17 protein-coding genes are annotated in these 19,440 nt (G+C 44.4%); 16 read left to right on the top strand and 1 reads right to left on the bottom strand.

What is annotated here, in order from left to right; all coding sequences use genetic code 11:
• The first annotated feature begins 233 nt into the window (after window positions 1–233).
• The 5 genes from HMPREF0373_RS09175 (at window position 234) to HMPREF0373_RS09195 (ending at window position 4,962) form a co-directional block, all read left to right on the top strand.
• Window positions 234–1,223, top strand: coding sequence for a lysylphosphatidylglycerol synthase transmembrane domain-containing protein (locus tag HMPREF0373_RS09175; protein WP_022035182.1), 990 nt, complete (start codon window positions 234–236; stop codon window positions 1,221–1,223).
• 402 nt (window positions 1,224–1,625) lie between these two features.
• Entirely contained in the window at window positions 1,626–2,117 is a 492-nt protein-coding gene (locus tag HMPREF0373_RS09180; protein ID WP_022035183.1) for an RNA polymerase sigma factor, read from the top strand.
• The gene (locus HMPREF0373_RS09185) at window positions 2,110–3,513 is read left to right on the top strand and encodes a hypothetical protein (protein WP_021739416.1); all 1,404 of its coding nucleotides are present in this window, start codon (window positions 2,110–2,112) and stop codon (window positions 3,511–3,513) included. The genes HMPREF0373_RS09180 and HMPREF0373_RS09185 overlap by 8 nt, the downstream gene beginning before the upstream one ends.
• Window positions 3,514–3,590: 77 nt before the next feature.
• The gene (locus HMPREF0373_RS09190) at window positions 3,591–4,139 is read left to right on the top strand and encodes a helix-turn-helix domain-containing protein (RefSeq protein ID WP_021739417.1); all 549 of its coding nucleotides are present in this window, start codon (window positions 3,591–3,593) and stop codon (window positions 4,137–4,139) included.
• A gap of 7 nt (window positions 4,140–4,146) precedes the next feature.
• Window positions 4,147–4,962 carry a hypothetical protein gene (locus HMPREF0373_RS09195; RefSeq protein WP_021739418.1) on the top strand — a complete coding sequence of 272 codons (816 nt, stop codon included), beginning with the start codon at window positions 4,147–4,149 and terminating at the stop codon, window positions 4,960–4,962.
• Window positions 4,963–5,118: 156 nt separating this feature from the next.
• On the opposite strand, the gene HMPREF0373_RS09200 is transcribed toward HMPREF0373_RS09195, so the two are convergent.
• A complete protein-coding gene (locus HMPREF0373_RS09200; RefSeq protein WP_167618674.1) occupies window positions 5,119–5,763 on the bottom strand; it encodes a trimeric intracellular cation channel family protein in 645 nt (214 codons plus the stop codon).
• A gap of 460 nt (window positions 5,764–6,223) precedes the next feature.
• Between HMPREF0373_RS09200 and HMPREF0373_RS09205 the strand changes: the two genes are divergently transcribed.
• The 11 genes from HMPREF0373_RS09205 (at window position 6,224) to HMPREF0373_RS09250 (ending at window position 19,408) form a co-directional block, all read left to right on the top strand.
• Window positions 6,224–6,982, top strand: a complete 759-nt coding sequence (locus HMPREF0373_RS09205) for an amidohydrolase family protein (RefSeq protein WP_021739421.1) — start codon at window positions 6,224–6,226, stop codon at window positions 6,980–6,982.
• Window positions 6,983–7,099: 117 nt separating this feature from the next.
• Window positions 7,100–7,645, top strand: a complete 546-nt coding sequence (locus HMPREF0373_RS09210) for an ECF transporter S component (protein WP_021739422.1) — start codon at window positions 7,100–7,102, stop codon at window positions 7,643–7,645.
• A gap of 139 nt (window positions 7,646–7,784) precedes the next feature.
• Window positions 7,785–8,519: a FadR/GntR family transcriptional regulator gene (locus HMPREF0373_RS09215; protein WP_021739423.1), complete on the top strand. Its 735-nt coding sequence runs from the start codon at window positions 7,785–7,787 to the stop codon at window positions 8,517–8,519.
• Between the two features lie 286 nt (window positions 8,520–8,805).
• Entirely contained in the window at window positions 8,806–9,594 is a 789-nt protein-coding gene (locus HMPREF0373_RS09220; protein WP_021739425.1) for an electron transfer flavoprotein subunit beta/FixA family protein, read from the top strand.
• Window positions 9,595–9,658: 64 nt separating this feature from the next.
• Window positions 9,659–10,876, top strand: coding sequence for an FAD-binding protein (locus HMPREF0373_RS09225; protein ID WP_409337767.1), 1,218 nt, complete (start codon window positions 9,659–9,661; stop codon window positions 10,874–10,876).
• 15 nt (window positions 10,877–10,891) lie between these two features.
• A complete protein-coding gene (locus tag HMPREF0373_RS09230; protein ID WP_044963657.1) occupies window positions 10,892–12,292 on the top strand; it encodes an FAD-binding oxidoreductase in 1,401 nt (466 codons plus the stop codon).
• Between the two features lie 256 nt (window positions 12,293–12,548).
• Window positions 12,549–14,777: a MalT transcriptional regulator family protein gene (locus tag HMPREF0373_RS09235; protein ID WP_242831201.1), complete on the top strand. Its 2,229-nt coding sequence runs from the start codon at window positions 12,549–12,551 to the stop codon at window positions 14,775–14,777.
• Window positions 14,699–15,055, top strand: coding sequence for a response regulator transcription factor (locus tag HMPREF0373_RS17335; RefSeq protein WP_242831202.1), 357 nt, complete (start codon window positions 14,699–14,701; stop codon window positions 15,053–15,055). Before HMPREF0373_RS09235 ends, HMPREF0373_RS17335 begins: the two co-directional genes overlap by 79 nt.
• Before the next feature lie 172 nt (window positions 15,056–15,227).
• Window positions 15,228–16,184, top strand: coding sequence for a DUF3137 domain-containing protein (locus HMPREF0373_RS09240; RefSeq protein ID WP_044963659.1), 957 nt, complete (start codon window positions 15,228–15,230; stop codon window positions 16,182–16,184).
• Window positions 16,184–17,470 carry a hypothetical protein gene (locus tag HMPREF0373_RS09245; RefSeq protein WP_044963662.1) on the top strand — a complete coding sequence of 429 codons (1,287 nt, stop codon included), beginning with the start codon at window positions 16,184–16,186 and terminating at the stop codon, window positions 17,468–17,470. Before HMPREF0373_RS09240 ends, HMPREF0373_RS09245 begins: the two co-directional genes overlap by 1 nt.
• Window positions 17,471–17,722: 252 nt before the next feature.
• On the top strand, window positions 17,723–19,408 hold the full coding sequence (locus HMPREF0373_RS09250) for an AAA family ATPase (protein WP_044963665.1): 1,686 nt from the start codon (window positions 17,723–17,725) through the stop codon (window positions 19,406–19,408).
• Window positions 19,409–19,440: the final 32 nt, after the last annotated feature.

Consider the following 19,440-nt stretch of genomic DNA (forward strand, 5'->3'; position numbering starts at 1 on the left):
AAGCATTCCCCCGCTTCAAGTGCGCGGAGCACTAAGCGGCGGGTGAGGGGGATGCTTATGTCAGTGGGAGTTGAAAGCTCTCACTGACAGATCGCGAAGCGACTGCGTTCATGAGCAAGTAGCGAAGCGGATTGCGAATGTCCGCTTTACGAGGAAGGTAAATAACGAGAACAAAGATTGTTTCAAGTCAAACGCATGTGAGACGGGTTACGATGGAAGGAGAACGGACCTTTATGAAAAATAAAAAATTACTGGCGAAGCTGATCTTTGTGGCGATTCTGCTCCTGATCATCTGGTATACCTTCAAGGATTCGGCAGAGGACATCGTAGAACAGCTTGGAAAAACATCACTGACTGTGCTGGTGGCCATTATGGCAGCGACAGTGATCTATCATCTGTTCGAGGCATGGATCACCTATTCACTGGCTCGCAGATATAATCCGAAATTCAAATACCGGGAAGCAGTTTACTGTGCTTTCTACTGCTCTTTTTACCGTTTGTCCACATTGGGAAGCGGTTCCGGCGTGGCAGCAATTGTGTATCTGGGAAAAAAGGGCGTGGGATATTCGGAAGCAACCGGACTTTACATGATCCAGTACATGGTGCACAAAGTCAGCGTGGCGCTGTTCAGCGGACTTTTGTTCGTGTTAAACTGGAAAGTAATGTCGTGTAATTATAGAGAATATGGCGTGTACCTTGGTCTGGCATATCTGCTGACTGCTATCATCAGTATTGCGCTGATTATTTTTGCCGTGTCGGCGAAATCACACAAACTGATTCTGGCGATCGTGCGTCATTTCAACAAGGGCGGCAGACTGACACCGGCTTTGACGAAACTGGAGCAGAGTTGTGATATTATGGAGAAATCCACATCAAAATTACTGAAGGACGTGCCATCGTTGATTTCCATGGTGCTGAAAAATATGGCAAAGTTGTGCTTCTGGTACTGTGTTCCATTTTTGATCCTGTTTGGAAGCAATGAAATCTCATTGCTGGATTCCCTTTCCATCACATCTCTGTCTGTCATGACAGCGGCAGTTATTCCGACACCGGCAGGAATCGGAGCCGTAGAGCTGATCATGACGAACCTGTTTGCGGTGCTGGTGGGTGTACACAAAGCGGGAGCGATTACAGTGCTGTACCGTGTGGCAACCTTTATTTTCCCATTTGTGGTAGGTGGTGTGCTGATTCTGATCAGTAAAGTGGTACATCGTCACAAATAAGATGTGTTTTGGAGTTTTCTTTACGAAAAGAATGAAAGTCGGATGGATGGAGATAGAAACAGATAAAAAAGCCGTGTGGAACAGATAAACGTATCTGCGCTACACGGCTCTTTCTTTTTGCAGTGGACTGAGTAAAGCGGGCATTCTTGAATTGAAATTTTTATCTCAGTCGAGAAGACTCCCACTTCTGCAAGTGGTGAGTAATAACAAGTCTTTCTCAGTGGGAGTACAATCTCCGACTGAGATAAACGCTCCGCGAGGATGTGCAGTGATTCTGAGAAGAATATGTCAGCTTTCGCTGACCAGATTCACGCACCAAGTCTCACGTGCGTTCGACTTGAAATAAAATAAGACGAAACAGCGGTCAGGTTCGTGTTATCAGTGAAAGGAGTTAAGGGGGACATGAAGGTACTTACAAAAGAGCAGATGGAAGAAATCTACCGACGCAATTGCGATATGATATACCGTGTCTGTCTGCTTCAGCTGAAACATGAACAGGACGCACTGGATGCGGTGTCGGAGACCTTTGTGCGATTGTTTCAGAAAAAACCGGATTTCGCAGATACGGAACATGAAAAAGCCTGGCTGATTCGCACGGCCATCAATTACTGCAAGGATGTACAGAAAAGTTTCTGGAAGCGAAAGCGCAATGTCTATGATGCAGCGGCAGAGCAGATGCTGCAGTCGGTGCAGACACCTTCAGAGGACAGAGAAGTGCTGCAGGCGATATGGAGACTACCTCCTGCACATGCGGAACTTTTATATCTGCATTATTATGAGGGATACAGTATTGAGGAGATTGCAGTAATCATGCATAAAAATGCGTCAACGCTGCGATCGAGGCTGAGCAGGGCAAAAGAACTGCTGAGAAAGGAGCTGGGAAAAGATGGATAAACGTTGCAGGAATGCTTTTGATACACTCTGTATGTCAGAGGAAAAAAAAGAACAGGTCTTTGAGGATATCTGTGAAAAATGTGAAAAGAGAAAAACGCACCGGTTTCCGAAAATCGCAGTGGCAGCATGTATTCTGGCGGTGGCTGTTCCGACGGTTGGAATTGCGGGAGAGAAGATATCAGCGTATGTTATGTCTTTGAAAAAGGATCAGATGCATGCGGTATTTCAGATATCAGACAGTGCAGATGAGGGCACAGGAGAGCAGAAGGTGGCATTGGAATATGTGAAACTGAATGTGACAGATCTCGTTGGTTATACAAGGGAGCAGGATAAGGGACTGGATGAAATGAAAGTCATTCATTTTCGTTCCGAAGAATATCCGGATACACAGGGACTGTATATTGAAATTTTGCAGATTGACTGCGATACCGATCAGTTTTATGAGCGGAACGTTATGAATACACAGGAGATGGTATGGAACGGACAAAAGGCAGTTTATATGAAACAGAACCATCTGACTGGAAGCCAGTATGAGGCTGGTACAGAAGGAAAAGAAGTGGCGGTCTTTTATGAAGATTATGGTTATGCACTGCTGATTCAGGGCATGGGAATGGAGGAGATGGATGACCAGACATTTCTTACATTGGCGCAGAAATTTACCCTGGTACCTGCCACAGAACAAACTGCGGATGTGGTACAGCCGATGTCAGAGTATATCGCACAGATGAAGCATAGGGAGCAGATTGATGCGGCAGAAAATGAAGAGCTGCGCAGTTTCCCAACAGATAAAATGTGTGATGTGGGGGATACGCAGATATATAATGGTATCAGTTATCGTATAGATGCTGTTGAAGTGCGGGATAATCTGAGAAATCTGGATCAGCATGGATACCAGGATGAAGTATCAGAAAAACTGAAAAAAGGCATTGGGGTAGATGAAAAGCTGAACCTGCAGTCCTATGAGCGCGAAACCATTACATTCGGGAACGGTTATGACCAGCCGCTCACATATGTGGAGAAAACAGAGCATGTGACACCAAAACTGGTGCTTGTAACAATGACGATTCAGAATATATCTTATGAAGATGAAGAGGATATGCTTCCGGTGGCAAATCCACTGACGTACATCAAAAAAACTGCCGATCATACAGAGTTTGACTGGCGGGAGTTTGAGCGTGGCGAGAGGAATCTTTATTACCGGGAGAATATGCCGATATGGATTTCAGACAGCGAAGGCGGAAGCTGGTATTACTGTAAGAAAATGAAAAAGGGAGACTGTGCTACGATTCAGTTTGGCTATCTGGTAGATGAAGATTTGTTAGACGAAATGGTGATGGAACTGAACTTTGGAGATGGATTGCAGGATGGCGCATGGAACTTCATTGAATTGTTTTGAAAACCATTAAAACAAGTGTTTTTTGACTTGAAAAACCATCAAAATAATGGTTTAATAAAAAAGAGGTGGTATGTCATATGAATAATCCAAATTTTGCGATTCAGAAATATGTGACCGGTTCAGATATAAAAAGAGTACGAAAGACATTGCGACTAACGCAGAAGAAATTTGCAGAGTTAGTAGGTGTTTCCAAAGCAACGATGGAACGATGGGAGACGAAAGAAGATAAAATTACAGGACCGGTTGTTTTGCTGTTAAAAATATTAGAAGATCATCCGGAGTATGTTACGAAAATACAGATTCCGGATAAGAAATACGGTTTGCGTATGTGGTATATGCATGAACAGGAAATATGTACGCTGATTGATGTAGATGAACTCAGAAAAAGAGTGAGAATTAAAAATTATACAGATAATATTATGTTCCAGGCATTTGGGAACTTGAAAGAGCCGACTTACGAAGATTATGAGGTTTTTTTGGAGTCACGCTGCTTTCCCAAAAGCCGTGATAAAATGAAACTCATTTTAAAAGATCTGGATCTGCCGTTTTATGATCCGCTGATGATTATTCAGAAGACGGAAGGCAGAATGGCAGAAGATCATTTTTGGATTCAAATAGAGAGGTAACAGACCGATGATTGAGTTGTTTGAACAGAATGAGAGAAAGGCAGACAGACAATCCTCCAAGGGAAATCAGCTGAAGTGGGAAAATAACGGAATCTGGTACAAAGCAGATTGTACCGGATATGAAGGACTTGCTGAGTATATGATCTCGCATTTACTGAAATTCTCTTCTTTACAAAAAGATGAATTTGTTCTGTATGATTATGAACGGATAAAATACAAAAATATATTTTATAATGGTGTAAAGAGTAATAATTTTTTATATGATGACTGGCAGATTATTACGTTGGAGCGTCTGTTCCACAATTTTTTCCAGAAGAGTTTGTATGAGGCTGTATGGCATATACAATCTTCGGTGGAAGATCGGTTCAATTTTCTGGTGACGCAGGTGGAGCGTATTACGGGATTGAAAGATTTTGGAATTTATTTAAATAAATTGATGACGATTGATGCGGTATTTGTAAATGAAGATCGACATATGCATAATGTGGCTGTATTGATGAGTCAGAAGGGTGAATTTTCATATTGCCCCATTTTTGACAATGGAGCTGGATTGCTTTCTGATACAAGTATGGATTATCCGTTGGGAACAGATTTATATGATGCACTTTCGGAAGTGCGGGCAAAAACAATCAGTGGCAGCTTTGAAGAACAAATGGATGTCTCAGAAGATGTATGTGGAATGAATCTGCATTTTAGCTTTACAAAAAAGGATGTGGAACAGATACTAAATGAAATACCGGGTTACTCTGATCAGGAGAAAGAGAGAGTGCGGGATATTTTATTTGAGCAGATGCGTAAGTATAAATATTTGTTTAAAAATTGATTCGCGGTACAAATAGAATATGATACAGCGTAAATTAAAGAATACCGGCTGTTTTTTCCTGTGAAGCGATTATTAGCGCACAGGACAAAACAGCCGGTATTCTTTTTCCATACATCACTTCAACATTTGCCTTTTAAAGTTGCTGGAATTGGTACCTTATCGTGGCAGATTCCACTCAAAATGTTTTGCCAGGTAACGGATGACCAGCACCAGGCAGAATCCGATCAGTGCTGCAGCATTTTCCGGTATGAAATGATACAGAATATAGTATCCGATAATACTGAAGATGCATGCAGTGGCGTAGATGTGTTTTTGCAGAACATACGGAATCTCGCCGGCCAGCAGATCACGCAGAATTCCGCCGCCCACACCCGTGATCAGACCCACAAATGCGATCAGCAGAAACTGATCTGTATTCAGAAAACGGATGGTTGTTTCCATACCGAGGATTGTAAATGCTGCAAGTCCGAGGGTGTCAGACAGAAACAGCAGGTTGTGGTACATAATATCGGTACGGCGGGCAATTTTTTCGGTAACCGTATGGCGGTTGTGGATTTTCCAGATGATAAATACAACCACAGCAGTAATGGATGAAATTACTGTACATTTCGGATTCTGAAACATGGCAGGCGGGGTGTTCCCAATGACGATGTCGCGGATGGCACCGCCACCCACAGATGTGACAATGCCGAGAATTAGAATGCCGAACAGATCCATTTCCTTTTTGATGGCCAGCATGCTTCCGGATATTGCAAATGCTATTGACCCAATGATTTCAAATACAGACATTAAGTTTGTCACGTTAATATTCTCCCCCTCTTGTGTGCATCTGTAAGTGCAATACATTTAACATATCACACTTATTATTTTGCTGTCTACTATAAAATGCAGGCTGTTTTTGTGCCGACGGAAACGAAGTGCAGACTTGCAGAGATGCACAGAAAAAGATGTCATGCATTGCATGACGAGCATCCCGTAGCAAGAATGCCGAGGGCTTTCTTGAATGTTACAGTTTACTCAGAATTGTGTATTTGTAAAAGCGATCATGTATAAGTAAAGGATAAACTGGCATGGTTAAAAATACAAAAACTGGAAGTGTTAAAAATACCAATAGACAGGTAAGATAGACATTAAGTAAATCATCGATGAAAATACAAGTAACAATATAATAATGTACAATCAGTTGTTTTTCTGATCTTTATTGCATTTGTATCTATAAGGAGAAGCAAAGGCAGTGATTGCGAGATAAGGAGTGTTTGTTATGGACAATCATTATAATCATTTTAAAAAGATTGACGTTCATTCCCACATTGGAAAATTTGGCAGTCCGTTCAACATTGACTTTGATCTGCAACGTCTGACAGAGCAGATGGAAGCGTATAATATCGAAAAAACAATTTTATGTCCGGCAGGATGTCATCTGAATGAAGAATTGAAAACAGCTTACCAGGCAGCTCCGGACAAGATCATCCCACTTTGCTGGGTCAATGCCAATGAAGGACAGGAAGCGTATGATATGCTGGAGCATTATCTGCGGGATGAGAATTTTGCAGGTGTGAAGATGCAGCCGTTATTTGATGCGTTTACCGCAGATTCACCGATGGTAGATCCGATCATGGAGCTTGCAGAGGCGTATAAGAAACCAGTATTTATCCACTGTGGACATCCGCCTTTTTCCTTGCCGTGGCAGATCGGCCTGTTGGCAGAGCGGCATCCGCATGTACCAACTGTCATGATCCATATGGGTCACGGACACGGTGTTTATATTGATGGAAGTCTGAATATGGCATATAAATATGACAATCTGTTTCTGGAAGTATCCGGAATGCCGATGGGCTGTCAGATTAAAAACGCCTATGACACCGTTGGCAGTGAGCGTGTGATGTTTGGTATTGATTCGCCATTCCACCATCCGAGCGTGGAAATCCAGCGTGTATATTCCTGTGGTCTGAATGATGCACAGCTGGAAGACGTATTTTATAACAATGCGAAGAAATTTATGGAGTTAAAGACCATTTAACAAAAAATGTGAATTTGGAGAAGTTCCATTTTTGAACCGAATGTAAATGGAGAATGATAAACTGTAATAAGAAAAAGTCAGACATGATTTTTGGGGGTAAATGAGAGGAGAAGACATATGAACGCACAGACAAATGTAAATAATTCCGGACAGAAAATCCGGACCGTAGATATCACAGTGACAGCTGCAATGGCTGCGCTGGTATTTTTAGGAACTTATATTTTTAAAATCCCGACGATCAGTGGTTATGTACATCTGGGAGATTGTATGATCATCCTGACGGTTGCTTTATTCGGTATGAAAAAAGGCGCGGTTGCAGGTGCTATCGGTGGCGGATTATCTGATTTTATCGGGGGATATTTTTACTGGGTAGTTCCGACACTGTTGATCAAATGTATGTGGGCACTGGTTATGGGACTGATCATGCATAAGATTCTGAAAGACAGAAAAGGAGCCTTTCTGATCGGTGCAGTATCAGGCGGTGTCCTTCACATCATTGCCTATACGCTGGTAAGAGCAGCCCTGTATGGCGTACGTACAGCTATTATTGAGATTCCGGCACTGACATTCCAGACAGGTGCAGGTATCGTAATTGGTTTTGTTATTTATATGCTACTGAAAAAATCCGGCGTAGCAGGCCGCTTATCTGGTATGTTAGGTTAAAAAATGTCCGCTTTACCGGATATATGCCCTTTCGAGAAGAAAGGGCATATTTTTTGAAAGAAAAAATACGTTTCGTGTTGCGCGGGCAAGGTTAAGTATGTATAATTACTAAAAGGTAATCAGGGAAAGGTGTGTATTTATGAAAAACGAAATTCAGATTGATTTACAGCCTGTGCAGACAAGAAGGGCGAGTGAAGAAATATATAATCAGATCCGGCAGTTGATCCTGGATGGAGAAATTCATCCGGGGGAGCGGCTTCCGTCTGAGCGAAAGATGATGGATATGATGCATCGCAGTCGGCCGACGATCCGGGAGGCTATGCGTATGCTGGAGCGGGAAGGTTATATTAAGATTTATTCCGGCAGCAGCGGAGCGGTGGTGCAGGAGATTAATGTGGATAATGCGGTGCAGTCTCTTGAGACGATCATCCAGATGAAGCATATGAAGATTGAGGAGATTTTGGAATTTCGTCGTCTGACGGAGTGTGAGGCGGCAAGACTTGCTTCTGAGCGTCGTACTGCAGAAGATCTGGAGAAGATGAAAGAGATTCTGCAGCGTTCCGAGAATGTTCTTGGGGAGTCGGACGCATTCATTGCCTGTGATCTGGAGTTTCATCTGGCATTGGCAGATGCATCCCATAACGCAATGTATTCCATTATGATGCAGGTGTGCAGAAATGTGATCGGAGAATCTTTATCCGATATCCTGATAAAAGGCACAGAGGCAGAACAGAAGATGCGTTACCAGAGAATTCTGGATGTACATAAGGAGACGTATATCGCCATCAAGAATCAGCATGGCGCAGAGGCAGCCCGTCTGCTGACGATACATCTGACAAATGCAGAATCTGATTTTGTGGGAAGGAAGTACTGATTAGATAGAAAATTAGTAGAATAAGTCAAAAAGTAAATATGATAAGGAGAGAAGCATTGATTCTGGCAGAACTGTCAGTTTTGTTGCTTCTCTATTTTTGTGCAAAAGAAGTTGTATTTCTCAGCAAACAGTTCTATAATAGCTATATAACTGGTAAGACCAGACAAAAGGAATCAACACAGAAATAAAGTGCTGCAAAAGTGAGAAATTTTTGAACTACTGTGAAAAACAGTTTCAGCATCTGTCAAGATGATAAGAGGAAATGTTGGTTGAGAGGAGAAGAAGAATGAAGATCGTTGTGTGTATCAAACAGGTTCCGGGTACCAGTCAGGTAGAGATCGATCCGGAAACAGGTGTATTAAAACGTGATGGTGCAGCAGCCAAGATCAATCCGTATGATCTGTATGCATTAGAGACTGCGATGCGTCTGAAAGAGCGCTGCGGGGGAACCGTAACCGCAGTAACGATGGGGCCGCCACAGGCTGAGGCGATGATGAAAGAAGCTTATATGATGGGCGTGGATCAGGCGTATGTATTTACAGACCGTACTTTCGCAGGTGCGGACGTGCTGGCAACCTCCTATACACTGGCTCAGGGAATTACATCCATTTGTGATTATGACATGATCATTTGTGGAAAGCAGACTACGGACGGTGACACTGCTCAGGTAGGACCTGCCATGGCAGAGTACCTTGGAATCCCATGTGCAGCATGGGTTGGTGAAATCACTGATGTAGATGAAGATTTTGTTACTGTCGGACAGGATTTCGTCAATGTACGTCAGCTGGCAAAAATGAAATTGCCATGTCTGATCACTGTGGAAAAAGATATTTACACTCCGCGACTTCCGTCCTATCGCCTGAAAGCAGCAACGAAGGATCGCAAAGTTGAGATGATCACGTTTGCAGACTTTAAGGATCAGGATGTGACACATTATGGATTGAAAGGATCTGCCACTTCCGTAGAACGCATTTTCCCGCCGGAAAGCCACGATGGGCAGATTTTTATGAAAGGATCTGCCGAGCAGACAGCCGGTGAACTGGCAGATATTTTTGCAGAGAGAAAATACATATAATTGTTCAGGCAGAAGCGAAAAATTTGTTATTGCTCATCACTTGCAGAAGTGGGAGCATGTCACGATGTATTCTCGGAAACGGAGGAAAAAGATGGCAACATTAAATTTTAACCAGGAGCAGTGCATCCTTTGCGGGCAGTGTGTAGAAAAATGTCCCTTCGGAGCATTGGAGATCCTAGACAATAAGATAGAAATCAATGCATCCTGTAAGATGTGTAAACTGTGCGTGAAATCATGTCCGGTACAGGCAGTTTCGCTGGTAGAGGATGCAGTGAAACAGACAGTGGACAAAGACGCATGGAAGGGCGTTATGGTTTTTGTAGAGCAGGAGGAGAGCGGTATCCATCCGGTAGCGTTCGAGCTGATCGGAAAAGCGAGAGAGCTTGCTGCAAAGATCAATCATCCGGTGTATGCGGTGCTGATCGGCGGCGGGCAGGCAAAGGAACAGGCGCAGACGTTGCTGGAGTACGGTGTGGATAAAGTATATGTCTATGCACATGAAGCATTGGCACATTTCCGCGGGGATGTGTATACAAACATCATGGAAGATTGCATCAAAACTGTAAAACCGACGGTTGTTCTGGTCGGAGCAACTTCTCTGGGACGTTCCCTGGCACCGGCCTGTGCCACACGTTTCCGTACCGGTCTGACCGCAGACTGTACGGTACTGGATATGAAAGAAAATACCGATCTGGTGCAGATCCGTCCGGCGTTTGGCGGAAATATCATGGCACAGATCATTACAACAAATACCAGACCGCAGTTCGCAACCGTTCGTTATAAAGTAATGAATGTTGCAGAAAAAACAGAACCGAACGGTGAGGTCGTAACCTGCGAAGTAACTGATGAAATGCTGGAATCCGGTATGGAAGTTATCAGTACAGAAATTGTGGAAAAAATAAAAGGGATTGAGGAAGAAGATGTGCTGGTTGTTGCAGGCCGTGGTGTGAAAAAACAGGAAGATTTAGGCCTGCTGCAGGAGCTGGCAGATGCCCTTGGCGGACAGCTGGCAACTACGCGCCCGTTGGTGGAAAAAGGATGGAACGATGTGACAAAGCAGATCGGACTTTCCGGACGTACCGTAAAACCGAAACTGATCATTACCTGTGGCGTTTCCGGAGCGGTACAGTTTGCCGCAGGTATGGATGGAGCGGAGTGCATCGTAGCCATTAATACCGATACGGAAGCGCCGATCTTCAAGATCGCAAATTATTGTATTACCGAAGATTTATACCGTGTGGTACCGGCGCTGACAGCAGCAGTGCGGGCAAAACAGCAGTAAAGGGGGATGTCGAAAATGGAATATCAGGTAATTACACCGGAAGGTGTGGAATATTTAAAAAGTGTGACAGCCCCGGACCGTGTTTTTTACGGGGACGAGATCGAATATGATTATGCGCATGACGAGATGCCGGATTTCGGAACCCATGCGCCGGATGTACTGGTGGAAGTTCTGAGCACTGAGGAAGTGTCCAAAGTGATGCGTTATGCCTACGAGCATTGTATTCCGGTAACTCCACGGGGAGCCGGAACTGGTCTGTCCGGTGGTGCTGTGCCGATTTACGGAGGCATCCTGCTCTGTACGGAAAAAATGAACAAGATCCTGGAGTGGGATCTGGATACAATGACGGTTGTCATTGAGCCGGGTGTGCTGGTTATGGAACTGGCAAATGCCGCACAGGAAAAAGGTGTGTTTTATCCGCCGGAGCCGGGGGAAAAGACAGCTTCCGTTGGTGGAAATGTTATGACAAATGCCGGTGGTATGAAAGCCGTAGGCTATGGCGTTACGAGAAACTATGTGGTTTCCATGGAATGTGTGATGCCAAACGGTGACGTGATGCAGTTTGGAAGCAACGTAGCGAAAAATACATCCGGATATGATATTAAGGATCTGGTGATCGGTTCCGAGGGAACCTTATGTATCGCAACAAAACTGCGCATGCGCGTTATCCCGCAGCCGAAAGTATCTTATACCTTACTTGTACCGTATCCTTCACTGGAGCAGTGTGTGGGAACGGTGCCGAAATTCATCAATTCTGATCTGAATCCGACTGCCATTGAGTATATGCCAAAGTCTCTGCTGGATGAAGCAGCAGAGTATCTGAACAAGATCATGCCGCACCGTACGGCAGATTCTTATCTGATCTTGATGTTTGACGGAAGTACCGTGGAAGATGTGGAGCGCAGATGTGATGCAGCAGCACAGATTTGTCTGGACAACGGAGCAGAAGACGTGTTCCTGTGCAATACCGATGAGCGAAAAGAAGCAGTATGGACCGTGCGAGGAGCATCTCTTGAAGCACTGAAAGCATCCACAACGGATATGGATGAATGCGATATCGTTGTCCCGAGAAACCGTATTGCAGATTTCTCCAAATTTGCCGGAACCAAGATGAAAGAGACCGGGATCCGTATTTCCATCCAGGGTCATGCCGGTGACGGAAACATGCATATCCAGCTGATGCGTGATGATATGGACAAAAAACTGTTCGGGGAGCGCTGCCCGAAACTGATGGAAGAACTGTATGCACAGGCAAAGATCATGGGTGGTCAGGTGTCCGGTGAGCACGGAATCGGCCACGCCCGTGTCGGCGCACTGGAAACATTCATGGGACCGCAGATGATCGCGTTGTATCAGGCGATTAAAAACGCGTTTGATGAGAAGCACATTCTGAATCCGGGTAAGGTCATCCGTTAAGTATGCGGCATGGCAGCTATGTAAAAAATTGTGTTCGTAAAATTAAAAAGAAATGCAGGAATTTCCAATTATGGGGTTCCTGTTTTTTCTATTCACGGAAGATTAAATGGAACGCATAAAAACCATATTTCAATGATTTGTGTAATATTCATTATGGTAAAATAATACATACGAAATACAGGAGAAAGATGAGTGCAAAAATAAGGTTTGAAAAAAAGCACCAATCTGACTTTGAGCGGGAGAAGGAGTGACGGAAATGCCAAAAGGGAGAAATCATCTGAACACAATCTACATATCGGAGCGTCTGCAGGAATGTCTGCGCCCGATTTCGCAGTGTGCGCTGACTACAGTAACTGCGCCGATGGGTTATGGGAAAACCACAGCAGTGAACTGGTATCTGAGCAGACAGTTGAAGGCAGAACAGGCGGTGCAGGTACGCATCAGCATTTATTCGGATAATCTGCCGATTTTCTGGAAAAGTGTACAGCAGGCCTTTGCATTTGCGGGACTGGATTTTCTGGATGGATGTGAATGCCCGGATGATGTGGCATCTGCGGGATTCCTCATAGATACTATCTGTTATGCACTGAGGGGAAGTTCCGTGTATTATATTTTCATTGATGATTTTCATCTGCTGACGGATGCGCGGGTGGCAGATTTCCTGTGTGATCTGGCAAATCGTCTGCCGGAGAATGTGCATCTCATCACAGCCAGCAGGGGACGGCTGCTGTCAGGGGAAGCAGTGCTGCGTCTGGGTGGAAAACTATGTCAGATTGAAATGGAGAACCTCTGTCTGAATCATACAGAACTGTCGGTGTACACCCATCGGTGCGGCATGGAACTGAGTGAACAGCAGATCGACAGGTTGCTACACACCAGTGAGGGATGGTTTTCCGCGGTGTATCTGAATCTGTGCGCTTTTTCAAAATACGGACAGCTACCGGATCGGAAATCAGATATTTATGAAATGTTTGCAACTGCAATGATCGATCCGCTGCCGGAAGAATACCGGGAGTTTCTGACGGTCATGGGGCTGGCGGATGAGTTTACGCTGGAGATGGCCCGCCGGATTACCGGGTTGGCAGGTGCGGAGGAAATTCTGGTGACACTGACGGAGCAGAATGCTTTTGTGACCCGTCTGCCGGATAACCGCAGTTTCCGGTTTCATCATATGATGAAGGAGTGTACAGAACGCGCATTTGCGACATTGGAGAAAGGAAAACAGAGGCGCTACCGGAACCGTTACGGAGCATGGTATGAGGCAGAGCACTTGTATCTGCATGCGTTGAAGTTTTACTGGAAAAACCGGGATTATGATGCAATTCTCCGGGTAATCCAGAATGATGCTGGAATTTTGCTGGCCTCTATGAAACCGGCAGAGGTGTCAGAATTTCTGGAACAGTGTCCGGAACCGGTGTTGAAGCAGCATCCGCTGGCGCTGCTGGTGCTGATGCGCCGGATGTTTACCTGGCGGCAGATTCCAACGATGATGAAACTGAAAGAATTGCTGATGGCAGCCATTGCAGAACAGCCGGAGATGACTGCACAGGAGCGAGGCAATCTATTGGGCGAATGTGACCTGATCATGAGTTTCCTGATGTATAACGATATCACAAAAATGAGTCAGTTTCACCGCAGCGCAAGTGCCCGGATGTCGCGGCCGGCGATCAGTATCCGCAACGAGGGAGGATGGACGTTTGGCTCACCGTCTGTATTGATGATGTTTCACCGGACACCGGGAGACCTGGAGAAAGAACTGGTGGAGATGAATGACTGTATGCCGCACTATTACCGGATTACCAATGGGCACGGGCAGGGTGCGGAGCGCATTATGAATGCAGAGGCGGAATTTTTGCAGGGTCGCTTTGTGGATGCACAGATCTGCCTGGAAAATACTTATGTGCACATTGCGGAAAACGGACAGGAAAATATGGTACTCTGCTGTGATTTCCTGGCGCTTCGTCTGGCGTTGTGTACGGAATTAAGTCTCAGTTACACGATCGCGGAACGGCGGAAGGAACTGCTGCGCAGACACAACATCACATGGGTGACACTGTTTGACAGTGTCTGTGCATATTATTATGCGCTGTCCGGACAAATCACACAGATACCGGTGCTGTTTCGGGAACATCAGCTGTCCACGGTAAATTTCCTGGCACCGGGAAAACCAATGATGGAGCTGATCGAGAATCAGGTTTATCTGGCGCAGCAGGAGTATGCGAAAGTTATCGGCAGAAGCGAAGGGCTCCTGGCAGTATGTGAAGCGATGCATTATGCACTGGTGGCATTGCATGTACAGATCCAGACAGCAGCTGCGTATGAATGTCTGGGAAAACGCACGGAGGCCAGAAACTGTTTGAAACGGCCCTTCAAATTGCTTTGCCGGATCAGTTTTATCTTCCATTTGTGGAAAATTATGAATATCTGGAAGAACTTCTGCAACGGGAAATACAGACAGCGGATGCGGCAGAGCATGTATTTCTGACGAAGGTTACAGAACTGGGGAAAAACTGTCAGAAACGATATGGTGCGCTTCGGAAAACGCATATGTTTCCGAAAATCGCTGCCGAGCTGACAGAGCAGGAACAGCGGATCATCGAATTGTTGGCAGAGCGGCTCAGTAACCGGGAGATTGCAGAGAAACTGTTTTTGTCTGAAGGAACCATAAAACAGTACATTAACCGGATTTACGCCAAACTGCAGATCAGTGGAGATGTCCGGACAAAACGCAGACAGCTGATCGAATTGCTGACAGCAGAGTGACCAATCAGGAATGAATTATTAACCTTTCGTTAATATCATTTTGGAATAATCCATCGTACAGTATTACTACAAAGTAAATGTGCGATGGATTTTTTGATGTGCACTTGCACGAGAAAAAGTTATTACTTTGTAATCGTGCTTGGCGAATGTAAATTAAATGGAGGGAGAGGTTATGGAAGAGCGAAACGCAAAAGTATATTCTGATGAGCAGCTTGCGTCAGAACTGAAAAACAAACGTGCAGCAGGCGGTGGTGCGAAAGCACTGAGCATAGCAGGGGTTATTCTGGTGGTGGCCGGGCTGATGACTACTTTGATCTCTGTGGCGATTTTCGGGGTAATACTCTGTCTGATTGGAGCACTGGTGATGAACAGTCATGAGAAATCCATGAAACAGCAGATCGGGGATCAACTGGTGCGGGGGTTACTGGAAAGCGTGTTTGAAGAGGTGGATTATCAGCCGACGGGACATATTTCCGGAAGTGTCATGGATGCGGCAGTGCTGCCGGTAGAATTTCACACCGTGGAAGGCAGTCATGATGTCAAAGCCGTTTATAAGGGAATGCACATTGAAATGAGCGGTGTGACACTGATTCAGGAAAATGATTATTATAACGACGATGCCGGAATGTGGGAGACCGTCAAAGGGGAAGCGTTCAAAGGACAGTGGCTGGTCTGCGATTTTGGTCATGAGCTTTCCACAGAACTGCGGGTCGTAGCACGCACCGGGATCAAGCGACTGTTTTCCGGTTCTGTGGTAAAAACAGACAATGAGGAATTCAATAAAAAGTTTATTATTCAACCGGAAGAAGAACAGAATGTCCGGGATATTCTGACACCGCATATTGTGGACTGTATTGTGGCAATGTCGTCCGGATATGGTGGGAAAATCTATATGAGTTTTTTGAAAAAAGGACAGCTGCATATTGCAATACAGACGGAGCAGCCATTTTTTACACTGAGCAGAGGAAAAATAGAAGTGGAGGAATTGCGTCGGAGGTATCAGAGTGAACTTCGATGGTTTACCGATTTTCTGGATGAATTAATGTGGGTGGATACCCTCTATCTTGGCCGGGAAAGTTCCGTCTGTGTTCAGTTTGAGCAGGCATCAGAGGAAGAGGAGGAGTTATGATGAAAAATGCAGAAAGAGTAACAGGGACAAAGAAAATGTTTCGGGAAAAACGATTCTTACAGAAAAAGAGACTGCTGGCGGTATTGCTGCTGACGGTACTCAGTATCTGTCTGGTCGGAGGATGTGGAAGCAAGCCTGTATCGACACAGGATGCGGATATCCTGTCTTCTTATATAGGATTTTGGCGCTATGAAGGCACACCGACATATGTGACCATCAATGACCAGTACCAGTGGGCGACCACAGATTTTTACGGCAATCAGCTGGATAGCGGTGTGATCACCACGGACGAGAACGGTCTGAACCTGAGCCGGGCAGACGGATCCTTTGTATCTACACTGGCAGTGACAGATACCGGACTGGTGGATGGAGGAGGGAATACGCTGGTGCCCAGCGAAGGGTTGGTATTTTTGCCGACGGCAGCAGATGCCCTGAATCAGACCATTGCATTTCCGGGAAATTTTGGAAATGTGATCATCAATTATCCGGCGCAGATGAATGCCTATCCATATGTGTCTTATACAGACTCTCTGGGATTTGATGCACTGGTGAAAAATGGAACGGACGATTACTATACGAATATTATGATTGGTTTTCAGCCGATCGCAGGCTATGACGACAACATGACCAAAGGACTGGCATCCGCACAGCCATATCTGGAAAATATGATGCAAACGTTACTTCAGAATATGTATGGTGCAAATATGACACAGTTCATTGGCGCCAACTGTATCGACGGTGGTGATCATTACAGTATTGTTGGTTCCATGTGGATGAGCAGTGGTATTTTCGGGGATGGATCATCTGTTCCGCTGCGGGCAAATATGGAAGTCCGTTACTATGGTCCGACAGGATATGCCATGGTGATCATGGTAATCGCACCGGAAAGCCGCCTTCAGAACTATGTGGATATTGCAAACAATATGCTGACTACCTGTGCCTATACTGCGGGATGGAGTACCGCACCGAAGGAAGTACCGCAGGCACCGCCGCAGGATGCAAAGAAATCTGACAGCGCCAGTGATGACGGAGTCTCATATTACTGGTATGACAGCGACGGTGATGTCTGGTACTGGGACGGATATGAGAATCATTTTATCGGATACGGAGATTCCGGTTATATCGATGATGATGGTTTCTATGATTATTACGATGACGGCTATTATGATGACTATGATCCATGGTCAGATCCGGGTGACTATTATGACGATGATGACTGGGATTATTACGACTACGATGATGATTATGCCTATGACGATGAAGGATGGGGCGATTATTTTGACTGAAACAGGCAGAGATGTGAGCCGGGTATCCTGTCTTTGATATGTGATGACAGAAAACAATGATAGAGCAGATTTTAGAAAGCAGAAAAGCAGGGAAGAGAAAACGGATGTACGGAAACGGCACATCCGTTTTCTTTTCGGGCTAGTTCACGAATTGCAAATTGCCTGAATGACTGCTTCATGGTATGATAATCATATTGAGTAAGAGAAGGAATTTATTGGTTGTTACACACTGTGAAACAGGAGGCTGTTGAGATGAAGGAAATAAATATTCCGGTTGGAATTTCTGATTTTAAAGAGATTTGCAAAAATGGTTATTACTATGTAGATAAAACCTTTTTGATCAAAGAATTACTGAAGACAACAGCGACCAAAGTTACATTGATCACTAGACCGCGTCGCTTTGGAAAAACCATGGCAATGAGTATGTTGGCGACTTATTTTGATATAAGAGAAAACAGCCAGGATCTGTTTGATGGTCTTGAAATTTCAAAAGAAACAGATTTATGCAAAGAATGGATGAATCAGTGGCCGGTAGTATTTTTATCTTTAAAAGATATTGATGGATTGAATTTTGAAGATGCATATGAACGATTGGTTGTTCAGATTTCCAACTTGTATAAAAATTACACATATCTGCTTGAATATGACAAAATTGATCCGGATGACAGACAGATTTTTCTTGATCTGAAAGCTGGAAAAGCAGAAAAAGCACAGGTTTTTCAGGCACTTCGCACGCTGATGCGAATGTTGCAGATTTATCATCAGAAGAAGGTGATTTTGCTGTTGGATGAATACGATGTGCCAATCGCAAAGGCAAGCAGTAATGGGTACTACAATCAGATGCTGGATGTAATGAAAGGCATTATGAGTACGGCGTTAAAAGATAATACGTCATTACAGTTTTCTGTTGTGACAGGATGTCTGCGGATTGCGAAAGAAAGTGTTTTTACCGGGACGAATAATTTTGTGACAGACAGTATTACGGATTCCCGCTATAATGAATTTTTTGGATTTACACAGGCAGAGGTAGATCAAATCTTAGAAGATGCAGATGCAGGAAAACATGCGGAAAGTGTAAAATACTGGTATGATGGATATCATTTTGGAAATGTGGATGTTTATTGTCCGTGGGATCTGATGAATTATCTGTGTGATCTGCAGCGTAATCCGGAAGCAAAACCGGATAGCTATTGGAAAAACACAAGTGATAATGCAATCATCCGTTCCTTTATTGATTATGCAGGAAGCAGTATTACAAAAAAATTGGAGACACTGCTTGCAGGAGGCTATATCATAGAGCAGATTGAGGAGAGTCTGACATATGATTATCTGCATTCTTCAGAGGAAAATCTGTGGAGTATTTTGTATCTGACCGGTTATCTGACAACGGTACGAGAAGAAGATTTGTCAACTTCTGTACCGGATGGATTATCGGCACTGGCGATTCCAAATGCAGAGATTCAGGAAATTTTTGAAACTACGGTAATGAAATGGTTCAGTGACAGTGCAAAAACATGGAGCCGACAGATTTTATTCGATGCTGTATGGAAAAATGACTGCGAATTGCTGACACAGGAAATGAATAAACTGTTGCGAAAAACAATCAGTTATCACGACTATAAAGAGGATTTTTATCATGCGTTTCTTGCCGGTATTTTTGCAGGAGCAGGGTATTCGGTGGAATCCAATAAGGAACATGGGGAAGGGCGCAGTGATATCGTAGTCAGCGATATTGTCAATGGGCGCGTGGCAGTGTTTGAAGTTAAAAAATCAAATGCGCTGGCAGATTTAGTATCAGATTGTGAAGCAGCACTTGCACAGATTGATGATCGGATGTATGCGAAAGAATTTGAGGATGATTACGATGAGGTGTTGTGTTATGGGATTTCATTTTTCAAGAAACGTTGTCTGGTGAAAGGGATAAACTGTCAGCAATAATAAGATTTGTAACATAGATGATAGAACGATTT

The organism is Eubacterium ramulus ATCC 29099, from assembly GCF_000469345.1.
In the GTDB taxonomy this organism is placed as follows: Bacteria; Bacillota; Clostridia; order Lachnospirales; family Lachnospiraceae; genus Eubacterium_I; species Eubacterium_I ramulus.